We start from the raw sequence: 19,890 nt of genomic DNA, 5'->3' as shown, positions 1-19,890 counted from the left end.
GGCGATAATGCTGGCGGATTCTGCCCAGTGTGACGAGGGATCAGGCCCCTGAACAGAGTCGTGTGCCACCTGGAGGAATGACCCCAGTCCCGTAACCGATATCCACGCAGAACGTTAAAGGCCCTGCTCAGACCGGTAACGACGCCAACCTCCGTGCGCCGAGATATCGGCGGCCCTTTCGACCGCAAAAGGCTCGACGAGAAATCCAGAAACCGAGGAGCCGTCTGCCAGCGTGACCTTCCCGATGACCATCGGAGCAGGTACGCCGCCCACGAATGTCCCGAGGCCCGCGGCCGGGGCGCGCCACAGCTCGCCCTCGATCGGTACCCCGTTCCCGGCGGCACCCACCCGGACCAGTCCGGGCTTGGGCGGCACGGTCTCCAGCGCGAACAGCCGGTAGTCGGCAGAGGTCGACACCGGGCCCAGCAGCGTCGCGCCGGCCTCGACCAGCTGGTGGTTGAGGGGCTGTCCCGACAGGTGCGCGCCGACCACGAAGAGATCGACACAGGGACTGAGCAACGTGTGGCCGAGTGCGGCCAGGGTGCGGTCGCTACCGGCCGCCCCGGTCAGCATCACACCGAAGGGCAGCCCGCCGACCTGGCCGGCCGGGATCGCGAGCGAGGCCATGTCGAGCAGGTTCGCGAAGTTCGTGTAGCGGCCCAGGCGCGCGTTCGCGCCCACCGGATCCGCGGCGACCTCGGCCAGCGTCGAATGCCACGTCGTCGTCGGCGTCAGCAACGCAGAGCAGCCCGCGAGGGCCTCCCTCCCCGCCGCCCCGAGGCGCGCCAGGTGGGCCACGTCGCGCGCCCAGTCGGCTGCGCTGGCCGACGCCCCGGCGAGCACGATCGCGGCGACGGTCGGGTCGAGGTCGGTCCCGATGAGGTCTCGGTTGGCTTCGAGGTGAGAGCCCACCGCGGCGTACCTCTCGGCGACGAAGGCGCCCTCGTAGAGCAGCCTGGCGGCCTCGAGCAGCGGCGAGATGTCGGTCTCGACGATCTCGACCCCGGCGTCGGCCAGCCGCGCGGCCACCGCCCGGAAGGCGGCGGCCCACCCCGGAGCGAGCCCGTCGAGATGCCCGCCTGTCGGCACAGCCACCCTCGGCACCGGCGGCAGACCGGCATCCGCCGGCAACGTACGCGACAACGGGTCAGAAGGGTCGGGACCGGCCATCAGCTCCGCAGCCGCCCGGGCAGATCCGAGATCCCGGGCGAAGACGGTGACGCAGTCGAGCGTGTAGCAGGCGGGTACGACGCCGGTGACCGGAACCAGCCCGCGCGACGGCTTCACCCCGACGATGCCGTTGAGCGCCGCCGGCACCCGGCCGGAGCCCGCGGTGTCGGTCCCCAGCGCGAGGTCGACCAGGCCGAGGGCGACCGCGACCGCCGAGCCCGACGAGGATCCGCCCGAGATCCGGGTCGGATCCCAGGCGTTGCGGACCGCTCCGTACGGGCTGCGGGTGCCGACCAGGCCGGTCGCGAACTGGTCCAGGTTGGTCTTTCCCACGACCAACGCCCCGGCGGCTCGCAACCGGGCGACCGCGGTGGCATCGGCGGTGGGCGGGTAGGCGAACGAGGGCGCTCCGGCGGTGGTCGGCAGGCCGCGGACGTCGATGTTGTCCTTGACCGCCAGCAGGCGTCCGGCCAGCGGCAGGACCTCTCCGCCGGCCACCTTCGCGTCGATCGCGGCGGCCTCCTCGAGCAGGTCCTCACGCGAACGCAGCGAGATCCAGATCTCCGGACGATCGGAGGCCTCGATGCGGTCGAGGGTCTCGGTGGCGCGGGCGACCGCACCGCCTGGAAGTGAATGGATCAAGAGCCGAGCCCGTCGAGCGGCCGGACCGCAGCGATGACCTGCCCCGGGACGATCTGCTCGCCCGGCTTCACGTAGACCTCGACCACCTCGCCGGCGACCGGAACCGGGACACTCGCCTCCATCTTCATCGCCTCGACGACCATCAGCGGGGCGTCCTGGGTCAACCGCGCACCGCGACTCGCGACGACCTTCCAGACGGTCGAGGTGAACGGCGCGGTCACCTGCACGCACCCCTCCGGCACCTCGACGTCCGACGGTTCGCCCCGCGCGTCGATGCGGTCGCAGATGTCGAACTCCCCGGCGGCCTTCCAGCGCTCGCGCTCCTCCTCGAAGGCGGCGGACTGCTGATCACGGAAGGTTGCGATCGAGTCCGCGTTGGCGGTCAGGAAGCGGTCGTACTCCTTGATCGAGAAGGTGCCCTCCTCGGTCTCGGCTGCGCTTATCGCGGGGCCACGCCCGGCGTCGACCTCCGCGCGAAGCTCCAGAAGCTCCTCGGCGGAGACTGGATACCACTCGATCCGGTCGAAGAACCGCAGCGCCCACGGGTCGTCGCGGAACAGTCCGCCCGCGGTCGTCGACCGCCGGAATCGGTTGAAGACCTGCGTCGTCCGTCCGACGAGCTGATATCCGCCCGGCCCCTCCATCCCGTAGATGCACATGTACGCACCGCCGATGCCGACCGAGTTCTCCGCCGTCCAGGTGCGGGCCGGGTTGTACTTCGTCGTCACCAGCCGGTGCCGCGGGTCCAACGGCGTCGCGACCGGCGCACCCAGATAGACGTCGCCCAGCCCGAGCACCAGGTACGTCGCGTCGAAGACGGTCCGGTGGACCTCCTCGACCGAGCCGAGCCCGTTGATCCGGCGGATGAACTCGATGTTCCACGGTGCCCACGGCGCGTCGTCGCGTACGCCGGCGGTGTAGCGCTCGATCGCCTCCCGGGTCGCCGGGTCGTCCCAGGAGAGCGGCAGCCGCACCCGCCGCGAGGGTACGGTCAGCTCCGAGGTGGCCGGAAGGTCCTCCTCCAGCTCACGCAGGAGCCCCGCGACCTGACCGGCCCGCAGGACCGAGGAGTCGGTGTGCACCTGCAGCGACCGGATCCCCGGCGTGACGTCGATGATGCCGGCGGGTGCGTGCTCGGCCAGGGCCGACTGCAGCGCGTGCACCCGCATCCGGAGCCCCAGGTCGAGCGTCATCGGCCCGTACTCCACCAGCAGGGAGTTGTCCCCGCTGCGCCGATAGGTGACCTCCGGTCGCGCCGACGTCTCGGGCAACCGGCCAAGCACGCCGTCGTCGCCGTCGCCACCCGCACCGCCGGTCACCGTCAGAGAGGCCCGGTGGTTGACCAGGCCGGCGGCCTTGCCCTCCCGCACCGGCACGAACCGGACCGTGTCGCCCGGGCGCAGCTGCCCGATCTTCCAGAGCTCGCCGCTGGCGACGACCGCCGGGCAGACGAAGCCGCCCAGCGACGGGCCGTCGGGGCCGAGGATGATCGGGGTGTCGCCGGTGAAGTCGAGCGACCCCACCGTGTAGGGGGTGTCGTGGATGTTCGAGGGGTGCAGTCCGGCCTCGCCACCGTCGGCACGCGCCCAGGTCGGCTTTGGCCCGATCAGGCGTACGCCGGTGCGAGCCGAGTTGTGGTGCACCCGGTAGCTCGCCGAGTAGAGCTGGTCCAGGTCTTCGCGCGTGAAGAACTCCGGGGCGCCGTGCGGGCCCTCGGTGACGCCGATCTCCCAGGTGTTGGTCAGCGCCGGCCGCCGTGACACCGGGGTCGCCGCAGGTTGCGCCTCCGGGTCGACCGCGGTTCCGGGGCGGAGCACGTCACCGCGCTGGAGCGTACGCCCGGCGTGACCGCCGAACCCGCCGAGCGTGAACGTCGAGGCGCTGCCCAGGTAGTCGGGTACGTCCAGGCCACCTCGGACCGCGATGTACGTCCGCAGGCCAGGCCCGTCGGTACGACCCAGCGTCAACGTCGCCCCCGCGGGGAGCTCGATCGGCTCCCACTGCGGGACGGGGGCGCCGTCGACGCTGACCGGCATGGGGGCACCGGTCACGCAGACGACGGCGGGATCGGAGAAGACCAGCGTGGGCCCCACGGCCGTCGCCCGGCCGGTTGCCAGGGGCACCGTGACCTCGAGGCCCGGGGCACCCCGGTGGTTGCCGACGGCCAGGTTGGCCTCGGCGAAGGAGACCGGGTCGAACGGACCCGACGGAGGTACGCCGACCTGCCAGTAGCCCACCCGGCCGGGAAGGTCCTGCACGGTCGTGAGCACGCCCGGGTCGAGCACGTCGATGCGCGGATCAGGGTCCCCGCCGCGGCCCTCCTTGGCACGGTCAGTCAAGGTCGAGGTCGAGTGCGTGGCCGAGCGGAGCTCGGCGTACGTCGTCATCGCGCGCAGGGCGGAGACGTTGGTGACGATCCCGTCGATCCGGGTGCTGGCGAGCGCCTCGCCCAGCCTGTCCAGCGCCTCGTCGCGGGTCGCGCCGGTGGTGATCACCTTGGCGAGCAGCGGGTCGTAGTGGGGCGAGACCTCGAGCCCGGTCTCGATCCAGGAGTCGACCCGGACGCCGGGAGCCTCGATCGGCAACACCGCGCGCGTGACCAGGCCCGACGAGGGCATCGAGTCCTTGGCAGGGTCCTCGGCGTAGACGCGTGCTTCGACTGCGTACGCCTTGGGGGCGGGGCACTTGCGGAACAGCTCGTCGGGCAGGGCGGTGACGCCGTCGCGAGCGAGGCGCAGCATGAGCTCGACGATGTCGATGCCCATCACCTGCTCGGTGACCGCGTGCTCGACCTGGAGGCGCGTGTTCATCTCCAGGAAGGAGATCAGCTCGCGGCCCGGGTCGTAGACGAACTCCACGGTCCCGGCCGAGCGGTAGGAGACCGACTTGGCGAGCTGGCGCGCGGAGTCGTGCAAAACGGTCCGTACGTGCTCGGGCAGCGCCGGCGCTGGCGCCTCCTCGATCACCTTCTGGTTGCGCCGCTGCAGCGAGCAGTCGCGGTCGCCGAGCACGGCGACCTGACCCTCGCCGTCGCCGAAGATCTGCACCTCGATGTGGCGGGCGGGCCGCACCAGATGCTCGAGGAAGACCCCGGCGGTGCCGAAGCTGGTCTGGGCGAGGCGGGCGACCCGCTCGAACGCGACCCGGACGTCCTCCGCCGAGCTGCACGCGGTCATCCCGATGCCGCCACCGCCGCCGGTCGCCTTGACCATCACCGGAAGCCCGATCCGGGCAGCCTCCTCGGCCGCCTGGTCCGGCCCGGAGAGCAACCCCGTGCCGGCCAGCATCGGCACCCCGGCGTTCTCGGCGAGCCGGCGGGCCGAGTGCTTCTCGCCGAAGGCGCTGATCTGCTCGGGCGTCGGCCCGACGAACCGGAGACCCGCGGCCTCCACCTCACGAGCGAAGGCGGCGCTCTCGGACAGGAAGCCGTAGCCGGGATGGAGCAGCCCCGCACCGGTGCGCAGGGCTGCCGCGATGATCAGGTCGCCACGGAGGTAGGAGTCCCGTGCGGGCGCGGAGCCCAGACAGACCGCCTCGTCGGCCTCCCGCACGTGTGGTGCCGCTCGGTCGGCCTCGGAGAAGACCGCGACCGTACGCATCCCGAGCTCGCGCGCGGAACGCATCACCCGGCGGGCGATCTCCCCTCGGTTGGCGACCAGAACAGTGTCGAAGGACAGTCCGGCTTCAGAACCCAACGTCATGCGCCAGCCTCGTAGTCCATGTCCGGCTCGGAGACGATCATCCGCAGGGGCGTCGGGTTGAAGTCGTTACAGGGGTTGTTCATCTGCGGGCAGTTGGAGATCAGCACGAGCGTGTCGATCTCCGCACGCAGCGCGACCCGCTTCCCGGGCGCCGACATGCCGTCGACGATGCCGAGGGCACCGTCCTCCTCGACGGGCACGTTCATGAACCAGTTGATGTTGGAGACGATGTCGCGCATGCCGAGCCCGTGCTTGGCACCCTCTGTCAGGAAGTTCTCCCGGCAGCCGTGGTGATACATCACGTGGTGGCCGTAGCGCAGCGTGTTGGACTCACGCGAGCACGCGCCGCCGATGGTGTCCTGGCGGTCGATCTCGTTCTCGACGACGGTCATCAGGGCACGACCGAGGTTGCTTCGCAGCACGGTCCCGGTGCGGATGTAGGCGTTGTCCTGCCACGCGAGCGTGTCCGGAACGCTGTAGCGCTCGTCGGTGTGGTGCGCGTTGTAGAGCAGGCAGTCACCCGACTGGTTGCCGCCGACATCGACGATCGTCAACACCTGCCCGGCACGTACGACACCCGACCACGAGGCCCGCGGAGCCACCTGCTCGTCCAGCACGACGGCACCCGGCACCAGCGGGTCACCCCACTCCAGGTGAGTGTTGTCGGCGTACGACGCCCCGACCGGGACGCTGGAGACCAGCTGCCCGTCGGGCGTCAGATGGGTGGTCACAGGGACGGGAATGGTCGTCACAGGCCTCATCACCGGGTTGTCGATCGTGGTTGTCACAGGCCCCGAGCCTCCGCATAGTCGAGTGTGTTCAGATACGCCCGCCGAACCTCGGGGGAGGCGTCGAAACGCTCGTCCGCCGGGGTCGTGGGATTGGTCTCCGGCGTACGCCAGGCGTGCACGCGCAGCGGCCCGACGACGTACTCCGGACGTGGGTCGCGCGGGTGCGGGACGTTGGCGATCAGCACGAGAAGGGGCAGCTCGGCCACGAGCTCGACCGACGTCCCCGCTCCTGAGGAGCCGAACCAGTCGAAGCTCCCGTCCGAGGCGACCCGGACTCCTTGGAAGAACGAGACCGACGGAGGTACGTCGGCCGGCCCGAGCCCGTGCTTGGCGGCCGCCTTCACGAAGAGATCACGGCCGGCGGGTGCGGGCCCCTCGGGCAGCGCGGTGCCGTAGCGCAGCGCGTTCCAGGCGGCGGTGCTCGTCCCGCAGAACGCGTCGTGCCGGCCCGAGGAGTCGGCGATGATCGTGGCGAGCACACGGCCGTCACCGGAGAGCAGCGGGTGGCCGGCACCGAGATAGGCCTGCCACGGGATCTTCTGGGTGTCGGCGACGTTGAGCCGCTCGGTCGGCTCGAGCGCGTTGTAGACGAGGGTGTGGGCGCAGGCCTCACCGGTCGGGTCCTCGAGCCGGAACCGCGTACCGCGGGCGAGGACCTTGTGGGTGTAGCTCCCTGGAGCGACCGTCTCGGCCCATGTCAGGGTGTCCGGGTCGACGTCGCCCGGACAGAACGGGCTCGACGAAGCCGGTAGGTACGGCATCCAGTCGCTGACCTGCCCCCCTTGCGCGCGAGCATCTGCCCGTGCGTTCAGCACCGTGTCCGTGCTGTGGTCTGCAGCTAGCGCCACCCGGGTCCTCCTTGAAGCATGATTAACCTGTCGACTGACAGGTAAGCATGTAGGTCAAGGGCGTCGGGGGCAAACCAAGACTGTTGGAAACCTGAGTCCGAAATGTGGGGTCGGAGTCGGAGAATTTCTTCCCTGTCGGTCGATCGATTCTTACCGTTTTCGGTCGGAACTCGCTAGGGGGGAAGGACCATTTCCCGCGTGCGGTGCCGCCTGATGGAGCGATCCCCTCGACGACGGGGCCCGCCCGGCGAGCGCTCGACCTGTCAAAAGACAGGTAACACGCTCGGTGTGATATCGGACACCGTTTCGATGGCACTCCGGCACCGTGCCGAGGAGCGGACCGAAAGCCCGGCGGATCGCTGGTTCGGCTGACATCGGCCCGTAGGAGTGGGACCCTGACCCGACACCGGACGTCGTCGCGAGACCACGACCGGACGAGTGCAGACCTCAGCCGGAGATCAGCGGGACGGTCTCTTGGAACCCCACGGCACCACATTGCCGGAGACGAACGTCCGCGATTCGGACCCTTCGCGTGGAATCGGAATCCCGATCATCCCGACGAGGTCGACGAGGTCGCTGATCGTCGGCCCCCGCCAGTCGGGGTCCAGGTCGGAGGCGACGTCATCTCGACAAGCTCGATACACCGCATCTCGAGCTCGATACACCGCCTCGTCGAGCTCCTTGAGCGCCCTGGACCGGAACCGCACCGCCCGCATCCCGACCGCCTCGGCCCCACTGAGCTCATGGTCGGCCCCGTCACCGACGTAGACACACTCGCCCGTGCGCACCTCCAGCGCCGCCGCGGCGACGAGGTAGGCGCCCGAGTCCGGCTTGCGTACGCCGGTCTGGCAGGAGAACGAGACGGCGTCCAGATGGTCCGCGAGCGGGCTCTGCGGCCAGATCGCGACCGTCGCCGCCCCGCAGTCGGCGACGAGGCCGAGCTTGAACCCTCGTTTGCGCAGCGCCTTGAGTGCGGGCAGCGCCCAGGTCGCCGCATGCAGGGAGAGCGAGTAGTTCAGCCTCCGCGTGATCGCGCTCTCCACCTGGGACTCGGTCGGCGACCCGCCGACCCGCCGGGCGAGGTAGCGCACGGTGTGGTGCACATCGGCCATCAGACCGCGTACGCGATCGTCGAAGGTGTCCGCGACCGCGGCCGCGAACGCATCGGGGTCGACTCCGAGATCCGCGCCCATCCCCCTGGCCACCGCGGCGTGCTCGGCGGGATGGCCGCTCGGGACGAGCGTGTCGTGCAGGTCGAAGAGGACCGCGCGCACTCCGGCCTCGTCCATGAAGTCAGCCTAACCAGGATCGGATCCGTGCTGAGGGAATTCGGCGAACAGGTCACCGACCTCCCGAGTGCGACCGAGCGAGGCCTCTGGCCTACACTTGAGCCCGCGAAGGGGAGTAGTCCTCAACAGTCGTGTCGACACACTGGCCTCAGGGCCCGGCGCGATCGGCCACCAAGTGGCGGACGAGACCTTCGACCAAGCATCCGTATCAACATGACGGTGCTGGTCGAAGGACGATCAAACCCTCATGGGACTCCTCCGGCCGGTGCCGGAGAGGAACCCTGTGTACGCCTTCCTGCTTTCGACCGCGGTCATCTTCGTCGCCGAGCTCGGCGACAAGAGCCAGCTCATGGCGATGACCTTCGCCACCCGTTACCGGGCTCGGGACGTGATCATCGGGATCACCGCCGCCACCGCGATCGTCCATCTGGCCTCGGTCGCCATCGGCGCCCTCATCGGAGACGCCTTCGCCGAGCAGCAGCACTACATCACCATCGTCGCGGGACTCGCCTTCCTGTTCTTCGCCGGCTGGACCCTGCGCGGCGACGAGCTCACCGAGGACGAGGCGAAGAAGGCCCGCAACAGCCGCGGCATGGCGATCATCGCGGTCGGCATCGCGTTCTTCCTGGCCGAGCTCGGCGACAAGACGATGCTCGCGACGATCACCCTGGCCACCCAGGAGGGCTGGCTCGGCACCTGGATCGGCTCCACCGTCGGGATGGTCGCCGCCGACGCGCTCGCCATCGGTGTCGGCGCGCTCCTGGGCCGCAAGCTCCCCGAGAACGTGATCAAGTACGGTGCCGCCGCGCTGTTCGCGATCTTCGGGATCATCCTCGTGATCGACGGCGTCGTGCAGCTGTGAGGTGTCAGGGGTGGTCGAGCGACTCGACCCGGCGGTTCAGGTAGCGCTGCTCCGGCACGCTCTGGGTCAGCCGGGCCGCCAGCACATAGTGCTCCCGAGCCCTCGCGATGTCACCGGACTGCTCGAGCAGGTGCGCCAGCACGGCATGGGCGCGGTGGTGACGCTGCATCGCCGGGTGCTCCAGCAGGTCGCGTACGATCTCGATCCCGTACTCGGGGCCGAGACTCATCGCCACGGCGACGGCCCGGTTGAGCGTGACCGCCGGCGAGGGCGCAACCTGCGCGAGCATCCCGTAGAGCAGGTTGATCTGGAGCCAGTCGGTGGCCTCGTACGACTCCGCCTCGGCGTGGACCGCGGCGATCGCGGCCTGCAGCTGATAGCGGCCCACCGGCCCCTCGGAGAGTACGTCCTCCAGCAGTGCGACACCTTCGCGGATCAGCTCCCGATCCCACTGCGAGCGGTCCTGGTCCTTGAGCGGGATCAGGTCGCCGAGGTGGTCTACGCGACCGCGTGAGCGGGCCTGCGTCAGCAGCATGAGCGCAAGCAGGCCGGTGGCCTCGTCGTGCTCCGGGAGCACCCCGCGCACGATCCGGGTCAGCCGGATCGCTTCGTCGGTGAGCTCGATCCCCTGCAGCTCCGGGCCGCTGGTGCGGGTGTGGCCCTCGTTGAAGATCAGGTGGCAGACGTCGAGCACGCAGGCGATCCGCTCGGGCAGCTCGTCAGGCGCCGGCGAGCAGAACTCCTCGTCCTTCAGCGTCGCCCGCGCCCGGCTGAGCCGCTGCCCCATGGTCGCCTCCGGAACCAGGTACGCAGCCGCGATCTCCGACGTCGTCAGACCGCCAACGCAGCGCAGCGTGATCGCCACCTGGGAGGGGCGGCGCAACGCGGGATGGGCGCACATCATCATCAGCCGCAGCGAGTCGTCGTAGGCCGAGCCGATCTCAACGGCGGTCGGGTCCGGCTCGTCGAGCCGCCGGGCGATCCCGTCGGCGACCTCGCGCCGGGTCCTGGCCGTGTCCGCGCGCATCTGGTCGATCAGCCGCCGATGAGCCACCCGGATCAGCCAGGCCCGCGGGTCGGCCGGCAGGCCGTCGCACGGCCACTTCTGGCTGGCGGCGATCAGCGCCTCCTGGGCGGCGTCCTCGCAGTCGGGGAGGTCCGGATGGACTCGCAGCAGGGCGCCGAGCACGTGGGCGGACTCCTGCCGCCACACGTCCTCGACTCCCGTGACCGTCATGTCAGTAGGTTGCCACCGGCCGTAGCTCGACCGTCTCACCAGGGCCGCTGAAGCTGCGTACGACCTCTTCGGCTCGCTCCTGAGACTCGACGTCGATCAGGAAGAAGCCGGCCAGATGCTCCTTCGCCTCGGAGTAGGGGCCGTCGGTGGAGATGGGCTCCCCGGCCTCCCACCGGTAGAGCTTGGCCGAGGCCGGATCCGCGAGCGCCTGCCCGCCGATGAGCTCACCGTTGGCCGAGAGCTCCTCCATGATCCCCTCGAAGGCCGCGTTGAGCTTCTCCCTGGATGCCTGCGGCAGCGACTGGAACTCGGGAATGAAGTCACCCGTCGGGTGACCCCACGGCTGCGGGTTGGAGTGGATCAGGATGACGTACTTCATGGCTCTTCCCTTTCGTCGGCGCCTTCCGTAGGCGTGCTTACGGGGATACGTCGGAGCCGAGTGGCGTAGTTCTACATCGTCCCAGAAGCGAGCCGCCGACGCGTGCGATACGAGTGAGGCGACTTCCGTGCCGCGGAACGGGCTCCTGATGGAACACCGTGCAGCGGCCGTCACCGATGTGGAAGGGTGACCGGTTGTGAATCCGGGAACGTTCGAAGCCATCGACGAACGTCTTGTCTCCACCCTCGACGACCTGCTCGACCAGCCGTCGCTGGAGCCCGGGATGGTCGTCGACGCGCTCTTCAACCGGTTGGTGACCGCGGTGCTGAGCGTGCCCGAGTCGGAGGCCGAGACCGTGCTGGCCGCGCTGCCGCCGTCGCGGTCACCGGCCCTCTTCCGATCGGTCGCGTCCGCCGGCGAGCACGCGCTCGAGCGGGTCTGGGCCCGTCAGATTTCGCGCGCCCCCGACCCCGCGGCGGCGTTCGCCCGCTTCCCCTACCGCGAGAACTACCGGCTTCTCGTGGAGATGGAGCTGGAAGCCGTACGTCGCCAGGGCACCGTCCCCCAGCACGTGCTGCTCCTCGGCTCGGGGCCGCTCCCCCTGACCGCGCTCTGTCTGGCCGTCCAGGGCATCGCGGTGCACTGCGTCGACCACGACGCCGAGGCGATCCGGCTCTCCTCCGCCGCGTTCGGACGCCTGGGTGCCGTCGGCGTGACGTTCGAGCACGCCGAGGCCTCCGCCGCCACGCCACCGCACCCCGTCGACGTCGTGCTTCTCGCCGGCCTGGTCGGGTCCGACGATGCCGCCAAAGCCGATGTGCTCAGCAAGGCAGTCACCGCTCTCGCCCCGGGTGGCCTCGTCCTGGCGCGGAGCGCCCGGGGGCTGCGTACGCTGCTCTACCCGCGGGTCGGTCCGAAGGCTCTCGCCGGCCTGAACGTGGTCGCCGACGCCAACCCCGAGGTCGACGCTCCGGGAACCGACGTGATCAACAGCGCCATCCTCGCTCGGGCCTAGATTGCCGGGTCGAGGACCTCGGCCTTGAGCTGTGCCGCCCGCTCGATCCGCTCGGCACCGGTCTCACCCAGATTCCAGGTCGGCAGGATGAACTCGTCGAACCCTGCCTCGACATAGCGGCCGATCAGGTCCTGCAGCTCACCCGCCGAGCCCGTCTGCGTCCTGGCGAAGCCCGGGTTCGCACCGTCGAGGTCGAGCATGAAGTTGGTGGTCGTCTTCATCGTCGCGGGGTCGCGGCCCACCTGCTCGCACGCCTCCAGGAGCTTGGCCCGCACCGCGCCGGCGCTCTCGGGCGTGCCCCAGGTGTTCCACTCGTCGGCGTGCCGGGCGACGACGCGCAGCATCCGCGGTCCCTTGGCACCGACCAGGATCGGCAGCGGCGAGGCCACCGGCTTCGGCTCGCACGGGGCGTCGGTGAGCTGGAAGTGGGTCCCCTCGAAGGTCGTACGCGGCTTGTCGAGCAGCGACCGGGTGACCTCGATCGCCTCCTCGAACCGGTCGACGAGCACCTTCGCGCTCGGCAGGTCGATGCCGTACGCCTTGTGCTCGTTGATCTGCCAGCCGGCCCCCATGCCGAGCACGAACCGCCCGCCGGCGATGTGGTCGATCGTCACGGACCGGTTCGCGAGCAGCGCCGGGTGATGGATCGTCGTCGGGGAGACGAGGGGCCCGATGCGTACGTTCTCGGTGGTCGCGGCCAGCGCCGGGAGGACCCCCCAGACCTCGTGCATCGGCCCGTCGTCGATCTCCTCGGAGCCGGTGTTGGGCATGTAGTGGTCGGCGAACCAGACGCCGTACCAACCGGCCTGGTCAGCCGCCTGCGCCTCGGCAAGGATGTCGGCAGTGGGAACGGCAGGACTGGGCCACAGCGAGATCTTCACGTCCCCAACCTACCCAGGGGGCTGGTGGTCGAGCCTGTCGAGACCACGGTCCCGAAAAAATTCTTGGCAGCGTTGTCGATCCCGCGTAGACCTCGTTCGACCAAGGGGTGAACGGGCCGGCAAGACGGCCCGACCGACACAGGAGAAACCGAGATGCCGAAGTACATGCTGATCTGGCGCACCATCGACGAGGACAAGCAGAACGCCGCGATGGCCGCCATCCCCTTCGAGCAGATGCTCGAGAAGATGGGGAAGCTCAACGACGAGCTCATCAAGTCGGGCGTGCTGCTCGCGATGGAGGGGCTGGACCCGGAGGAGCACACCGTCGTCACCTACACCGACGCCGAGGAGGCACCGGTGGTCACCGACGGTCCCTACGGCGAGACCAAGGAGCTCTTCGGGGGCTTCTACCTGATCTCGGTCGGCTCGAAGGAGGAGGCGGTCGAGTGGGCCAAGCGGGTCGGCGGCTTCCCCGGTTCCGCCGTCGAGATCCGTCGGGTGCCGACGATCGACGAGTTCCCGCAGGACAACCCGTGGATCCAGAAGGAGCTCGACTGGCGCACCAAGACCGGGCAGCTCTGAGGGTCGAAACGCTGTATCGAGCTTGTCGAGATGACCGTCTGGGGAGACAACGATGAGTGACGCGACGCGCGCCGTCGAGGCGATCTGGCGTATCGAGTCCGCCCGCATCGTCGGCGCGCTCGCGCGCTACTCCGGCGACTTCGCCCTCGCCGAGGACGCGGCCCAGGAGGCCCTCGCGGAGGCGCTGGTCTCCTGGCCGCGCGACGGCCAGCCGGCCAACCCGGTCGGCTGGCTGATGACCACCGCCAAGCGGCGGGCGATCGACACGATCCGCCGCGCCGGCGTCCAGCGCGAGAAGTACGAGGCGATCGCCCATGACCAGGACGAGGCGTACGACGACGAGCTGGACATCGAGCGGATCGACGACGACGTCCTCGCGCTGATGTTCGTCTCCTGCCACCCGGTGCTGTCCAAGGAGGCCCGGGTGGCGCTCACGCTCAGGGTCGTCGGCGGTCTGAGCAGCGAGGAGATCGCCCGGGCGTTCCTGGTGCCGGTGCCCACGATCCAGGCCCGGATCACCCGGGCCAAGAAGACGATCGCGGCCGCGAAGGTCCCTTTCGAGGTGCCCTCGCCCGACGAGCGCCGGCAGCGTCTGGCCGGCGTGCTCAACGTCCTCTACCTGATCTTCACCGAGGGTTCGACCGCCACGTCCGGCGAGGATCTGATCCGCACCGACCTCGCGCGCGAGGCGCGGAGACTGACCCGGGTGCTGATCGGCGTGCTGCCCGACGAGCCGGAGGCGTACGGACTGCTCGCGCTCATGGAGCTGACCGCCTCCCGCTTCCCGGCACGCACCGATGCCGCCGGCGACCCGGTCCTGCTCGAGGACCAGGACCGCACCAGATGGGACCAAGGTGCCGTACGCCGCGGCCTGGCCGCCCTCGAGCAGGCGACCCCACGGGGCCTCGGGCCCTATGGGCTCCAGGCCGCGATCGCCGCCACCCACGCGGTCGCCGACTCGGTCGAGACCACCGACTGGGAGCGGATCATCGTCCTCTACGAGGCCCTGGGCCGCATCGCACCCAACCCGATCGTCGACCTCAACCGTGCCGTGGCGGTGGCGATGGCCCACGGACCGCTCCGTGCCCTGGAGATCGTCGACCGGATCGCGGAGGACAAGCGGCTCGACCACACCCATCTCCTCCCGACCGTACGCGGAGAGCTCCTGCGCAGGCTGGGCCGAACCGTCGAGGCACGCAAGGAGCTGGAGCGGGCGGCAGGGATGTGCACGAACGACCGGGAACGTGCCGTCCTTCAGCAAAAGATCGCGCAGCTTACCTAAAACGGGGTATACCTGTCCCCCATGTCACACGCAGCGAGGACAGAGACAGCCGAAGCCCCTCGATGGCGGATCCTGGGGCCCGGCCTCGTGGTGGCCGCGACCGGTGTCGGGGCCGCCGACCTGGTCGCCACCCTGATCGCCGGCAGCAAGTACGGCTATGCCCTGCTGTGGGCCGTCGTCGTCGGATGCGTCCTGAAGGTGGTCCTGGTCGAGGGCGCCGGGCGCTACACCCTGGCGACCGGCGAGACGATCTTCCAGGGATGGCGGCGACTGGGCATCTGGACGACGATCTACTTCGGTCCTTACATCGTGATCTGGGGCTTCATCTACGGTGCCGCCGCGATGGCCGGCACCGGCCTGGCACTGACCGCGCTGTTCTCGTTCGCGTCGGTGAAGGTCTGGGGCATCCTGTCCGGCCTGATCGGTCTCGCCATCGTGTGGGCCGGCCGCTACGGCCTCTTCGAGAAGTTCCTCGCGGTCCTGGTCGGCATCATGTTCGTGACGATGGTCGGCGCGGCGCTCGTCACCCTGCCCAACCTCCCCGACCTCCTCGTCGGCCTGGTCCCGACGATCCCCGAAGGCTCCCTGGTCAACATCCTCTCGGTCGCCGGCGGCGTCGGCGGCACGATCACCCTGGCCGCCTACGGCTACTGGCTGCGGGAGAAGGGCTGGCACACGCCGCAGTTCATGCGCGTGATGCGGATCGACAACACCACGGCCTACGTCGTGACCGGCATCTTCGTGGTCGCCACCCTCATCGTCGGCGCCGAACTGCTCTACTCGGCCAACATCGCCATCGGCACCGGCGACCAGGGCATGCTCGACCTGTCCAGGGTGCTCGCCGACCGCTACGGCAACTGGTTCGGCAAGCTCTTCCTGATCGGCTTCTGGGCCGCGGCGATGTCGTCCCTCGTCGGCGTCTGGAACGGCGTCAGCCTGATGTTCGCAGACTTCATGGGGACCATCCGAGGAAAGGCCGACGAGCCCGAGGCCAAGAGCGGCGGCATCTGGTACCGCTCCTACATCCTCTGGCTCACCTTCCCGCCGATGATCTGGCTCCTGCTCGCCGACGAGCCCACCTGGCTGATCCTCATCTACGGAGTCCTGGGCGCCTTCTTCATGCCGTTCCTGGCCGTCACCCTGCTCTGGCTCCTCAACACCAGCCACACTCCCGCGGAGTGGCGCAACAAGTGGGTCTCCAACATCGGCCTCATCATCTGCGCGCTGATCTTCGCCTGGCTCGCCTTCGACCAGATCCGCACCTCCATCCAGGACCTGCTCAACTGAGGTCCAGGCATCCGGCGGATCGGCGAGCGCCAGGCTCTACGCCTGCGCCCTGCCGATCCGCCAGTAGCCGACGAAGGTGATCCGCGACTTGGGCACCCCGAGCGAGACCAGATGGCGCCGTCCCTCGACCGGGATCGTCCGCTCACCGACGAGGTAGGCCGAGAGCGTGGTCGGCACCTCGGGCGTGAACGCCTTCACCTCGGCGATCGCCAGCGCCCCGGGCTGTCCGGCGGAGTCACCTCGAGCCAGCCACCGGACCTCGACCCCCTCGGGCCCGGAGACGTCCTGGACGTCGGCCATGTCCGGGATCTCGATGATCGCCAGGCCGCGCGCGTCGCGGGGCATGTCCCGGAGGATCCCGACGATCGCCGGAAGAGCAGACTCGTCCCCGACGAGCAGGTGGAACGAGGCGTCCGGAGCGAAGTCGAAGCCTGTGCCCTGATCCATGAGCACGACCCGCTCCCCGGGCTGTGCGGTACGCGCCCACGGGCCCGCGATCCCGAGATCCCCGTGCACGACGAAGTCGACGTCGATCTCACCGAGGTCGGGCCGGTACTCGCGCACGGTGTAGTTGCGCAGCGGCGGCCGGTCGCCATGCCTCAGATACCTCAGGTAGTCGATCGTCCCGAGCTTCTCGGGCACCGCGTCGAAGTTGGTGGCCTCTCCGTTCGGTCGCGGCAGGAAGAGCCGGAACCACTGGTCGAAGCCGCGCTGCGGGAAGCGTCGCAGATCATCGCCTCCCAAGGTGAGCCGCACCATGTGCGGCGTGACCTGCTTGTTGTGCAGCACCTCGGCCGCGTACACGCCCTTCAGCTTCCGGCCGTCGTCGAATCCCATGCCAGCTCCATTTCCCTTTAAGTAAGGCTTACCTTACCTACACTCACAAGCGCGCATCAGTGCTTGGATGTGCCCATGGCGACACTCTCCGGTCTCTTCCGCGATCACTTCGGCCACGAGGAGCACCTCTACGGCTGGCTGCTCAACCGGTTCGCGGACGACCTCGACGCGGGTGGTCCCGTCACCGAGATCTGCCGGGATCACCTCGACGCCTCCCGTGCCGATGCCGTGCAGCTGCGCCTCTTGGCGGCCCTTCACCGCATCGTCCTCCGCGGCGACGCTCCCGAGCTCGAGCGCTTCTATCCCAACCTCGGAGGCGACGACGCGTACGGCACCGCCTGGCCATCGTTCGAGGAGGTGCTCGCAGCCCACGTCGACGAGCTCCGCGCAGGTCTGGAGGTGGCGCCCCAGACCAACGAGGTCGGCCGCTCCGCGTGTCTCCTCATCGGCATCCTCGAGGCCGTACGCCGCACCGGCCTGCACCGCGTCCGGCTGCTCGAGCCGGGCGCTTCGGCGGGGCTCAACCTGCTCGTCGACCGCTACCACTTCTACGGCGAGGACTGGGCGTACGGCCCCACCGACAGCCCGCTGAAGATCAACACCCAGAGCTCCGGGGTACGTCCGGTTCCGTTCGAGGTCGTCGCGCGCCGTGGCTGCGACCTCGCGCCTGTCGATGTCTCCACCGCGGCGGGACGCGAGTACCTGACCTCGTTCGTATGGCCCCATCAGGTCGAACGTCACGCCCGGCTCGCCGGTGCCCTGCAGGTCGCGGCCGGCGACCCGCCCGTCGTCGACGTCGGTTCGGCCGACACCTGGCTGAAGGAACAGCTCACCGAAGCGATCCACGCCGATGTGCTCACGGTCGTCTGGCAGTCGATCACCGAGCAGTACTGGCCGATCGAGGTACGCACCGGCGTACGCGCTGCCGTCGCCGAGGCGCGTGGGCGCCTGCCCATCGCCCACGTCAGCATGGAAGGCGTACCGCCGGCCCAGACGGCCTCGGGATGGGACGTCCGCGCCGACGGTCCCGCGCTCAGCCTTGACGGCGACGAGCTCGCCCGCTCTACCCACCACGGCCCGCCGCTGATCCTGGCGTAGCCGCGCGAGACCAAAGTCGGTTGACGCGTTGCGCGTCCGGGTAAAGGCTGTTCGGCATGCCCGCCGACGAGCTTTCCGGCTGGAGGCGCAACGCAGCGATCTTCCTCGCCGGCCAAACGGTCTCTTTGCTCGGCTCGATGCTGGTGATGTACGCCGTGATGTGGCACCTCACCATCGAGACCCGGTCCGGGTCAGTGCTGATGCTGAGCCTCGTCTTCGGGATGCTCCCGCAGGCGTTCATGTCGATCTTCGGCGGCGTCTGGGCCGACCGACATCACCGCAAGTTCCTCATCATGGGATCCGACGCCACCATTGCGGTCGCCACCCTGATCCTGGCCGGCCTGATGGTCAGTGGGATCGACGACCTCTGGATCATCTATCTCGCCCTGGCCATCCGCTCGGTCTTCGCCGGCATCCAGATGCCTGCGGTCACGGCGATGATCCCGCAGATCGTGCCGGAGTCCCAGCTGCTCCGGATCAACGGAGCCTTCCAGACCATCCAGTCAGCGATGACGCTCCTCGCCCCGGCACTCGCCGCGGTGATCTACGCCAGCATGGACATCGTCGCCGTCTTCTTCGTCGACGCGATCACGGCCCTCATCGGTGTCGGCCTGCTCGCTCTCGTCCCGGTCGCCCGTCTCGTACGCCCCGACCAGGGGAAGGTCTCCTACTTCGGCGACCTCCGCGCCGGCCTCAAGTACGTCTCCACCCATGCGCACGTGCGTTGGATCCTCGTCCTGTTCACGCTGGTCATGGTGATGGTCGGAGCCCCCTCCTACCTCACCCCGCTCATGGTCACCCGCACCTTCGGCGACGAAGTCTGGAAGCTCACCGCGAACGAGCTGTTCTGGGGCTTCGGCATGCTGGCCGGCGGCGCCGCCATGGCCGTGCTCGGGCCCAAGATCGTCCACCGCATGCGCCTGATGGTCGGCTCCGTCGTCCTCATCGGGCTGTTCGTCGTCGGACTCGGAGTCTCCACCAACATGTGGGTCTTCTTCGTCTTCGGCCTGCTGATCGGGGTCGCGTTCTCGGCCCTGACCGCACCCGCATTCACCATCCTTCAAGAGCGAGTCGAACCAGAGATGCAGGGGCGAGTCTTCGGCATCGTCGGGATCGTCATGTCCGTTGCCATGCCGCTCTCCATGGTGGTCTTCGGCCCGCTCGCAGATCAGTTCTCGGTCGAGTCACTGCTCGTCCTCGCCGGCATCCTGCTCTTCCTCATGGTCGGCGGCATCCTCGCCATCCCCGGCGCTCGCCGGTCGTTGGCTGAGGTCGACGTCCCGAAGGAAGAGGTCGTCGCTTCTGCTGCCTCGGTCACGCCGGACGAGGAAGCCTCACAGGGCACCAAATGACAGCTGCCCGGCACCTCGAAAGGCGCCGGGCAGCTGGAGAAGCTCTGGATCAGCGGCTGGTGACCAGCTTGATGGCCACGCCGAGACCCACGGCAACGACGGCGGCGATGAGCAGCTTCTTGACCATGGGAACTCCTTGTTCGAGGTGTTGTTGGTACGGACTGCAACTATGACATTGGACCTCGCATGGCAGCCCACGTCAACCGGGCGTGGCGCGAAGAGGGCCCGATAATCGTCTCGACGGTCCCGATACGGCGCACCTCGACGGCTCGACACAGCGCATCGGAAATGACTACAAATGGCAGCAGGGCCACCTCCGAAGAGGTGGCCCTGCGCAAAGATATGTCCGGCGGCGTCCTACTCTCCCACAACCTCTCGGTTGCAGTACCATCGGCGCTGAAGGGCTTGACTTCCGGGTTCGGGATGGGACCGGGTATTTCCCCTTCGCTATGGCCGCCGTAACTCTAGAGATCACCACTATCGGGGTGACCAAACCTGTGTTACAACAGTTGGTTGTGGACGCGAGACTTGACGGTCTTCGTTTGTTGTTTTTGTTGAGGGTTTATGAAAGATAAGCCCTCGGCCTATTAGTACCGGTCGGCTGGGCATCACTGCTGTACACCTCCGGCCTATCAAC

Annotated in this window: 16 protein-coding genes and 1 rRNA gene; 7 read left to right on the top strand and 10 right to left on the bottom strand. The window is 69.0% G+C overall.

What is annotated here, in order from left to right; genetic code table 11:
• Positions 1–114: 114 nt before the first annotated feature.
• The 5 genes from ACFWQC_RS00085 to ACFWQC_RS00065 form a co-directional block, all read right to left on the bottom strand.
• Positions 115–1,812 (bottom strand): allophanate hydrolase, encoded by a 1,698-nt coding sequence (locus tag ACFWQC_RS00085; protein ID WP_378671545.1) that lies wholly within the window; start codon positions 1,810–1,812, stop codon positions 115–117.
• Positions 1,809–5,513, bottom strand: a complete 3,705-nt coding sequence (gene uca, locus ACFWQC_RS00080; RefSeq protein WP_378671543.1) for an urea carboxylase — start codon at positions 5,511–5,513, stop codon at positions 1,809–1,811. Before uca ends, ACFWQC_RS00085 begins: the two co-directional genes overlap by 4 nt.
• Entirely contained in the window at positions 5,510–6,274 is a 765-nt protein-coding gene (locus tag ACFWQC_RS00075; RefSeq protein ID WP_378672272.1) for an urea amidolyase associated protein UAAP2, read from the bottom strand. The genes uca and ACFWQC_RS00075 overlap by 4 nt, the downstream gene beginning before the upstream one ends.
• A gap of 23 nt (positions 6,275–6,297) precedes the next feature.
• Positions 6,298–7,152, bottom strand: a complete 855-nt coding sequence (locus tag ACFWQC_RS00070; protein WP_378671541.1) for an urea amidolyase associated protein UAAP1 — start codon at positions 7,150–7,152, stop codon at positions 6,298–6,300.
• 458 nt (positions 7,153–7,610) lie between these two features.
• The gene (locus tag ACFWQC_RS00065) at positions 7,611–8,441 is read right to left on the bottom strand and encodes an HAD family hydrolase (protein ID WP_378671540.1); all 831 of its coding nucleotides are present in this window, start codon (positions 8,439–8,441) and stop codon (positions 7,611–7,613) included.
• Between the two features lie 247 nt (positions 8,442–8,688).
• Here ACFWQC_RS00065 and ACFWQC_RS00060 point away from each other — a divergent pair, with 247 nt between their 5' ends.
• Entirely contained in the window at positions 8,689–9,303 is a 615-nt protein-coding gene (locus ACFWQC_RS00060) for a TMEM165/GDT1 family protein (protein WP_378671538.1), read from the top strand.
• Positions 9,304–9,307: 4 nt separating this feature from the next.
• Here ACFWQC_RS00060 and ACFWQC_RS00055 read toward each other — a convergent pair whose 3' ends face one another.
• Both ACFWQC_RS00055 and ACFWQC_RS00050 read right to left on the bottom strand, forming a co-directional pair.
• Positions 9,308–10,540: an RNA polymerase sigma factor gene (locus ACFWQC_RS00055; RefSeq protein WP_378671536.1), complete on the bottom strand. Its 1,233-nt coding sequence runs from the start codon at positions 10,538–10,540 to the stop codon at positions 9,308–9,310.
• Between the two features lies 1 nt (position 10,541).
• Positions 10,542–10,919 carry a YciI family protein gene (locus ACFWQC_RS00050; RefSeq protein ID WP_091044421.1) on the bottom strand — a complete coding sequence of 126 codons (378 nt, stop codon included), beginning with the start codon at positions 10,917–10,919 and terminating at the stop codon, positions 10,542–10,544.
• Positions 10,920–11,115: 196 nt separating this feature from the next.
• Between ACFWQC_RS00050 and ACFWQC_RS00045 the strand changes: the two genes are divergently transcribed.
• Positions 11,116–11,934, top strand: a complete 819-nt coding sequence (locus ACFWQC_RS00045; protein WP_378671534.1) for a nicotianamine synthase family protein — start codon at positions 11,116–11,118, stop codon at positions 11,932–11,934.
• On the opposite strand, the gene ACFWQC_RS00040 is transcribed toward ACFWQC_RS00045, so the two are convergent.
• Positions 11,931–12,815 (bottom strand): LLM class flavin-dependent oxidoreductase, encoded by an 885-nt coding sequence (locus ACFWQC_RS00040; RefSeq protein ID WP_378671532.1) that lies wholly within the window; start codon positions 12,813–12,815, stop codon positions 11,931–11,933. The two genes, ACFWQC_RS00045 and ACFWQC_RS00040, sit on opposite strands and share 4 nt — an antisense overlap.
• Positions 12,816–12,968: 153 nt before the next feature.
• Here ACFWQC_RS00040 and ACFWQC_RS00035 point away from each other — a divergent pair, with 153 nt between their 5' ends.
• From ACFWQC_RS00035 to ACFWQC_RS00025, 3 genes are read left to right on the top strand one after another with little or no spacing between them, the layout of a single operon-like run.
• Complete coding sequence (locus tag ACFWQC_RS00035) at positions 12,969–13,397, top strand: YciI family protein (protein WP_378671530.1); 429 nt, start codon at positions 12,969–12,971, stop codon at positions 13,395–13,397.
• Between the two features lie 52 nt (positions 13,398–13,449).
• On the top strand, positions 13,450–14,679 hold the full coding sequence (locus ACFWQC_RS00030) for an RNA polymerase sigma factor (RefSeq protein ID WP_378671528.1): 1,230 nt from the start codon (positions 13,450–13,452) through the stop codon (positions 14,677–14,679).
• A gap of 21 nt (positions 14,680–14,700) precedes the next feature.
• Positions 14,701–15,966 (top strand): Nramp family divalent metal transporter, encoded by a 1,266-nt coding sequence (locus tag ACFWQC_RS00025; RefSeq protein WP_378671526.1) that lies wholly within the window; start codon positions 14,701–14,703, stop codon positions 15,964–15,966.
• Between the two features lie 36 nt (positions 15,967–16,002).
• Here ACFWQC_RS00025 and ACFWQC_RS00020 read toward each other — a convergent pair whose 3' ends face one another.
• On the bottom strand, positions 16,003–16,803 hold the full coding sequence (locus tag ACFWQC_RS00020; protein WP_378671524.1) for a siderophore-interacting protein: 801 nt from the start codon (positions 16,801–16,803) through the stop codon (positions 16,003–16,005).
• A 75-nt stretch (positions 16,804–16,878) separates the two neighbouring features.
• On the opposite strand from ACFWQC_RS00020, the gene ACFWQC_RS00015 reads away from it, so the two are divergent.
• Positions 16,879–17,901, top strand: coding sequence for a DUF2332 domain-containing protein (locus ACFWQC_RS00015; protein ID WP_378671523.1), 1,023 nt, complete (start codon positions 16,879–16,881; stop codon positions 17,899–17,901).
• Positions 17,902–17,957: 56 nt separating this feature from the next.
• Positions 17,958–19,253 carry an MFS transporter gene (locus ACFWQC_RS00010; RefSeq protein ID WP_378671522.1) on the top strand — a complete coding sequence of 432 codons (1,296 nt, stop codon included), beginning with the start codon at positions 17,958–17,960 and terminating at the stop codon, positions 19,251–19,253.
• Positions 19,254–19,597: 344 nt separating this feature from the next.
• On the opposite strand, the gene rrf is transcribed toward ACFWQC_RS00010, so the two are convergent.
• Positions 19,598–19,714: ribosomal RNA gene (rrf, locus tag ACFWQC_RS00005) — 5S ribosomal RNA — on the bottom strand.
• Positions 19,715–19,890: the final 176 nt, after the last annotated feature.

Origin of the sequence: Nocardioides sp. NPDC058538, assembly GCF_042719275.1 — a bacterium.
In the GTDB taxonomy this organism is placed as follows: Bacteria; Actinomycetota; Actinomycetes; order Propionibacteriales; family Nocardioidaceae; genus Nocardioides.
Note: the sequence above shows the minus strand (reverse complement) of the source record. Positions and strands in the feature narration are given on the sequence as shown.

Excerpts from the sequence above, each read along its gene's own strand:
- uca (WP_378671543.1), bottom strand. The coding sequence starts at position 5,513 with ATGACGTTGGGTTCTGAAGCCGGACTGTCCTTCGACACTGTTCTGGTC.
- ACFWQC_RS00075 (WP_378672272.1), bottom strand. The coding sequence starts at position 6,274 with ATGAGGCCTGTGACGACCATTCCCGTCCCTGTGACCACCCATCTGACG.
- ACFWQC_RS00065 (WP_378671540.1), bottom strand. The coding sequence starts at position 8,441 with ATGGACGAGGCCGGAGTGCGCGCGGTCCTCTTCGACCTGCACGACACG.
- ACFWQC_RS00060 (WP_378671538.1), top strand. The coding sequence starts at position 8,689 with ATGGGACTCCTCCGGCCGGTGCCGGAGAGGAACCCTGTGTACGCCTTC.
- ACFWQC_RS00055 (WP_378671536.1), bottom strand. The coding sequence starts at position 10,540 with ATGACGGTCACGGGAGTCGAGGACGTGTGGCGGCAGGAGTCCGCCCAC.
- ACFWQC_RS00050 (WP_091044421.1), bottom strand. The coding sequence starts at position 10,919 with ATGAAGTACGTCATCCTGATCCACTCCAACCCGCAGCCGTGGGGTCAC.
- ACFWQC_RS00035 (WP_378671530.1), top strand. The coding sequence starts at position 12,969 with ATGCCGAAGTACATGCTGATCTGGCGCACCATCGACGAGGACAAGCAG.
- ACFWQC_RS00030 (WP_378671528.1), top strand. The coding sequence starts at position 13,450 with ATGAGTGACGCGACGCGCGCCGTCGAGGCGATCTGGCGTATCGAGTCC.
- ACFWQC_RS00025 (WP_378671526.1), top strand. The coding sequence starts at position 14,701 with ATGTCACACGCAGCGAGGACAGAGACAGCCGAAGCCCCTCGATGGCGG.
- ACFWQC_RS00020 (WP_378671524.1), bottom strand. The coding sequence starts at position 16,803 with ATGGGATTCGACGACGGCCGGAAGCTGAAGGGCGTGTACGCGGCCGAG.
- ACFWQC_RS00015 (WP_378671523.1), top strand. The coding sequence starts at position 16,879 with ATGGCGACACTCTCCGGTCTCTTCCGCGATCACTTCGGCCACGAGGAG.
- ACFWQC_RS00010 (WP_378671522.1), top strand. The coding sequence starts at position 17,958 with ATGCCCGCCGACGAGCTTTCCGGCTGGAGGCGCAACGCAGCGATCTTC.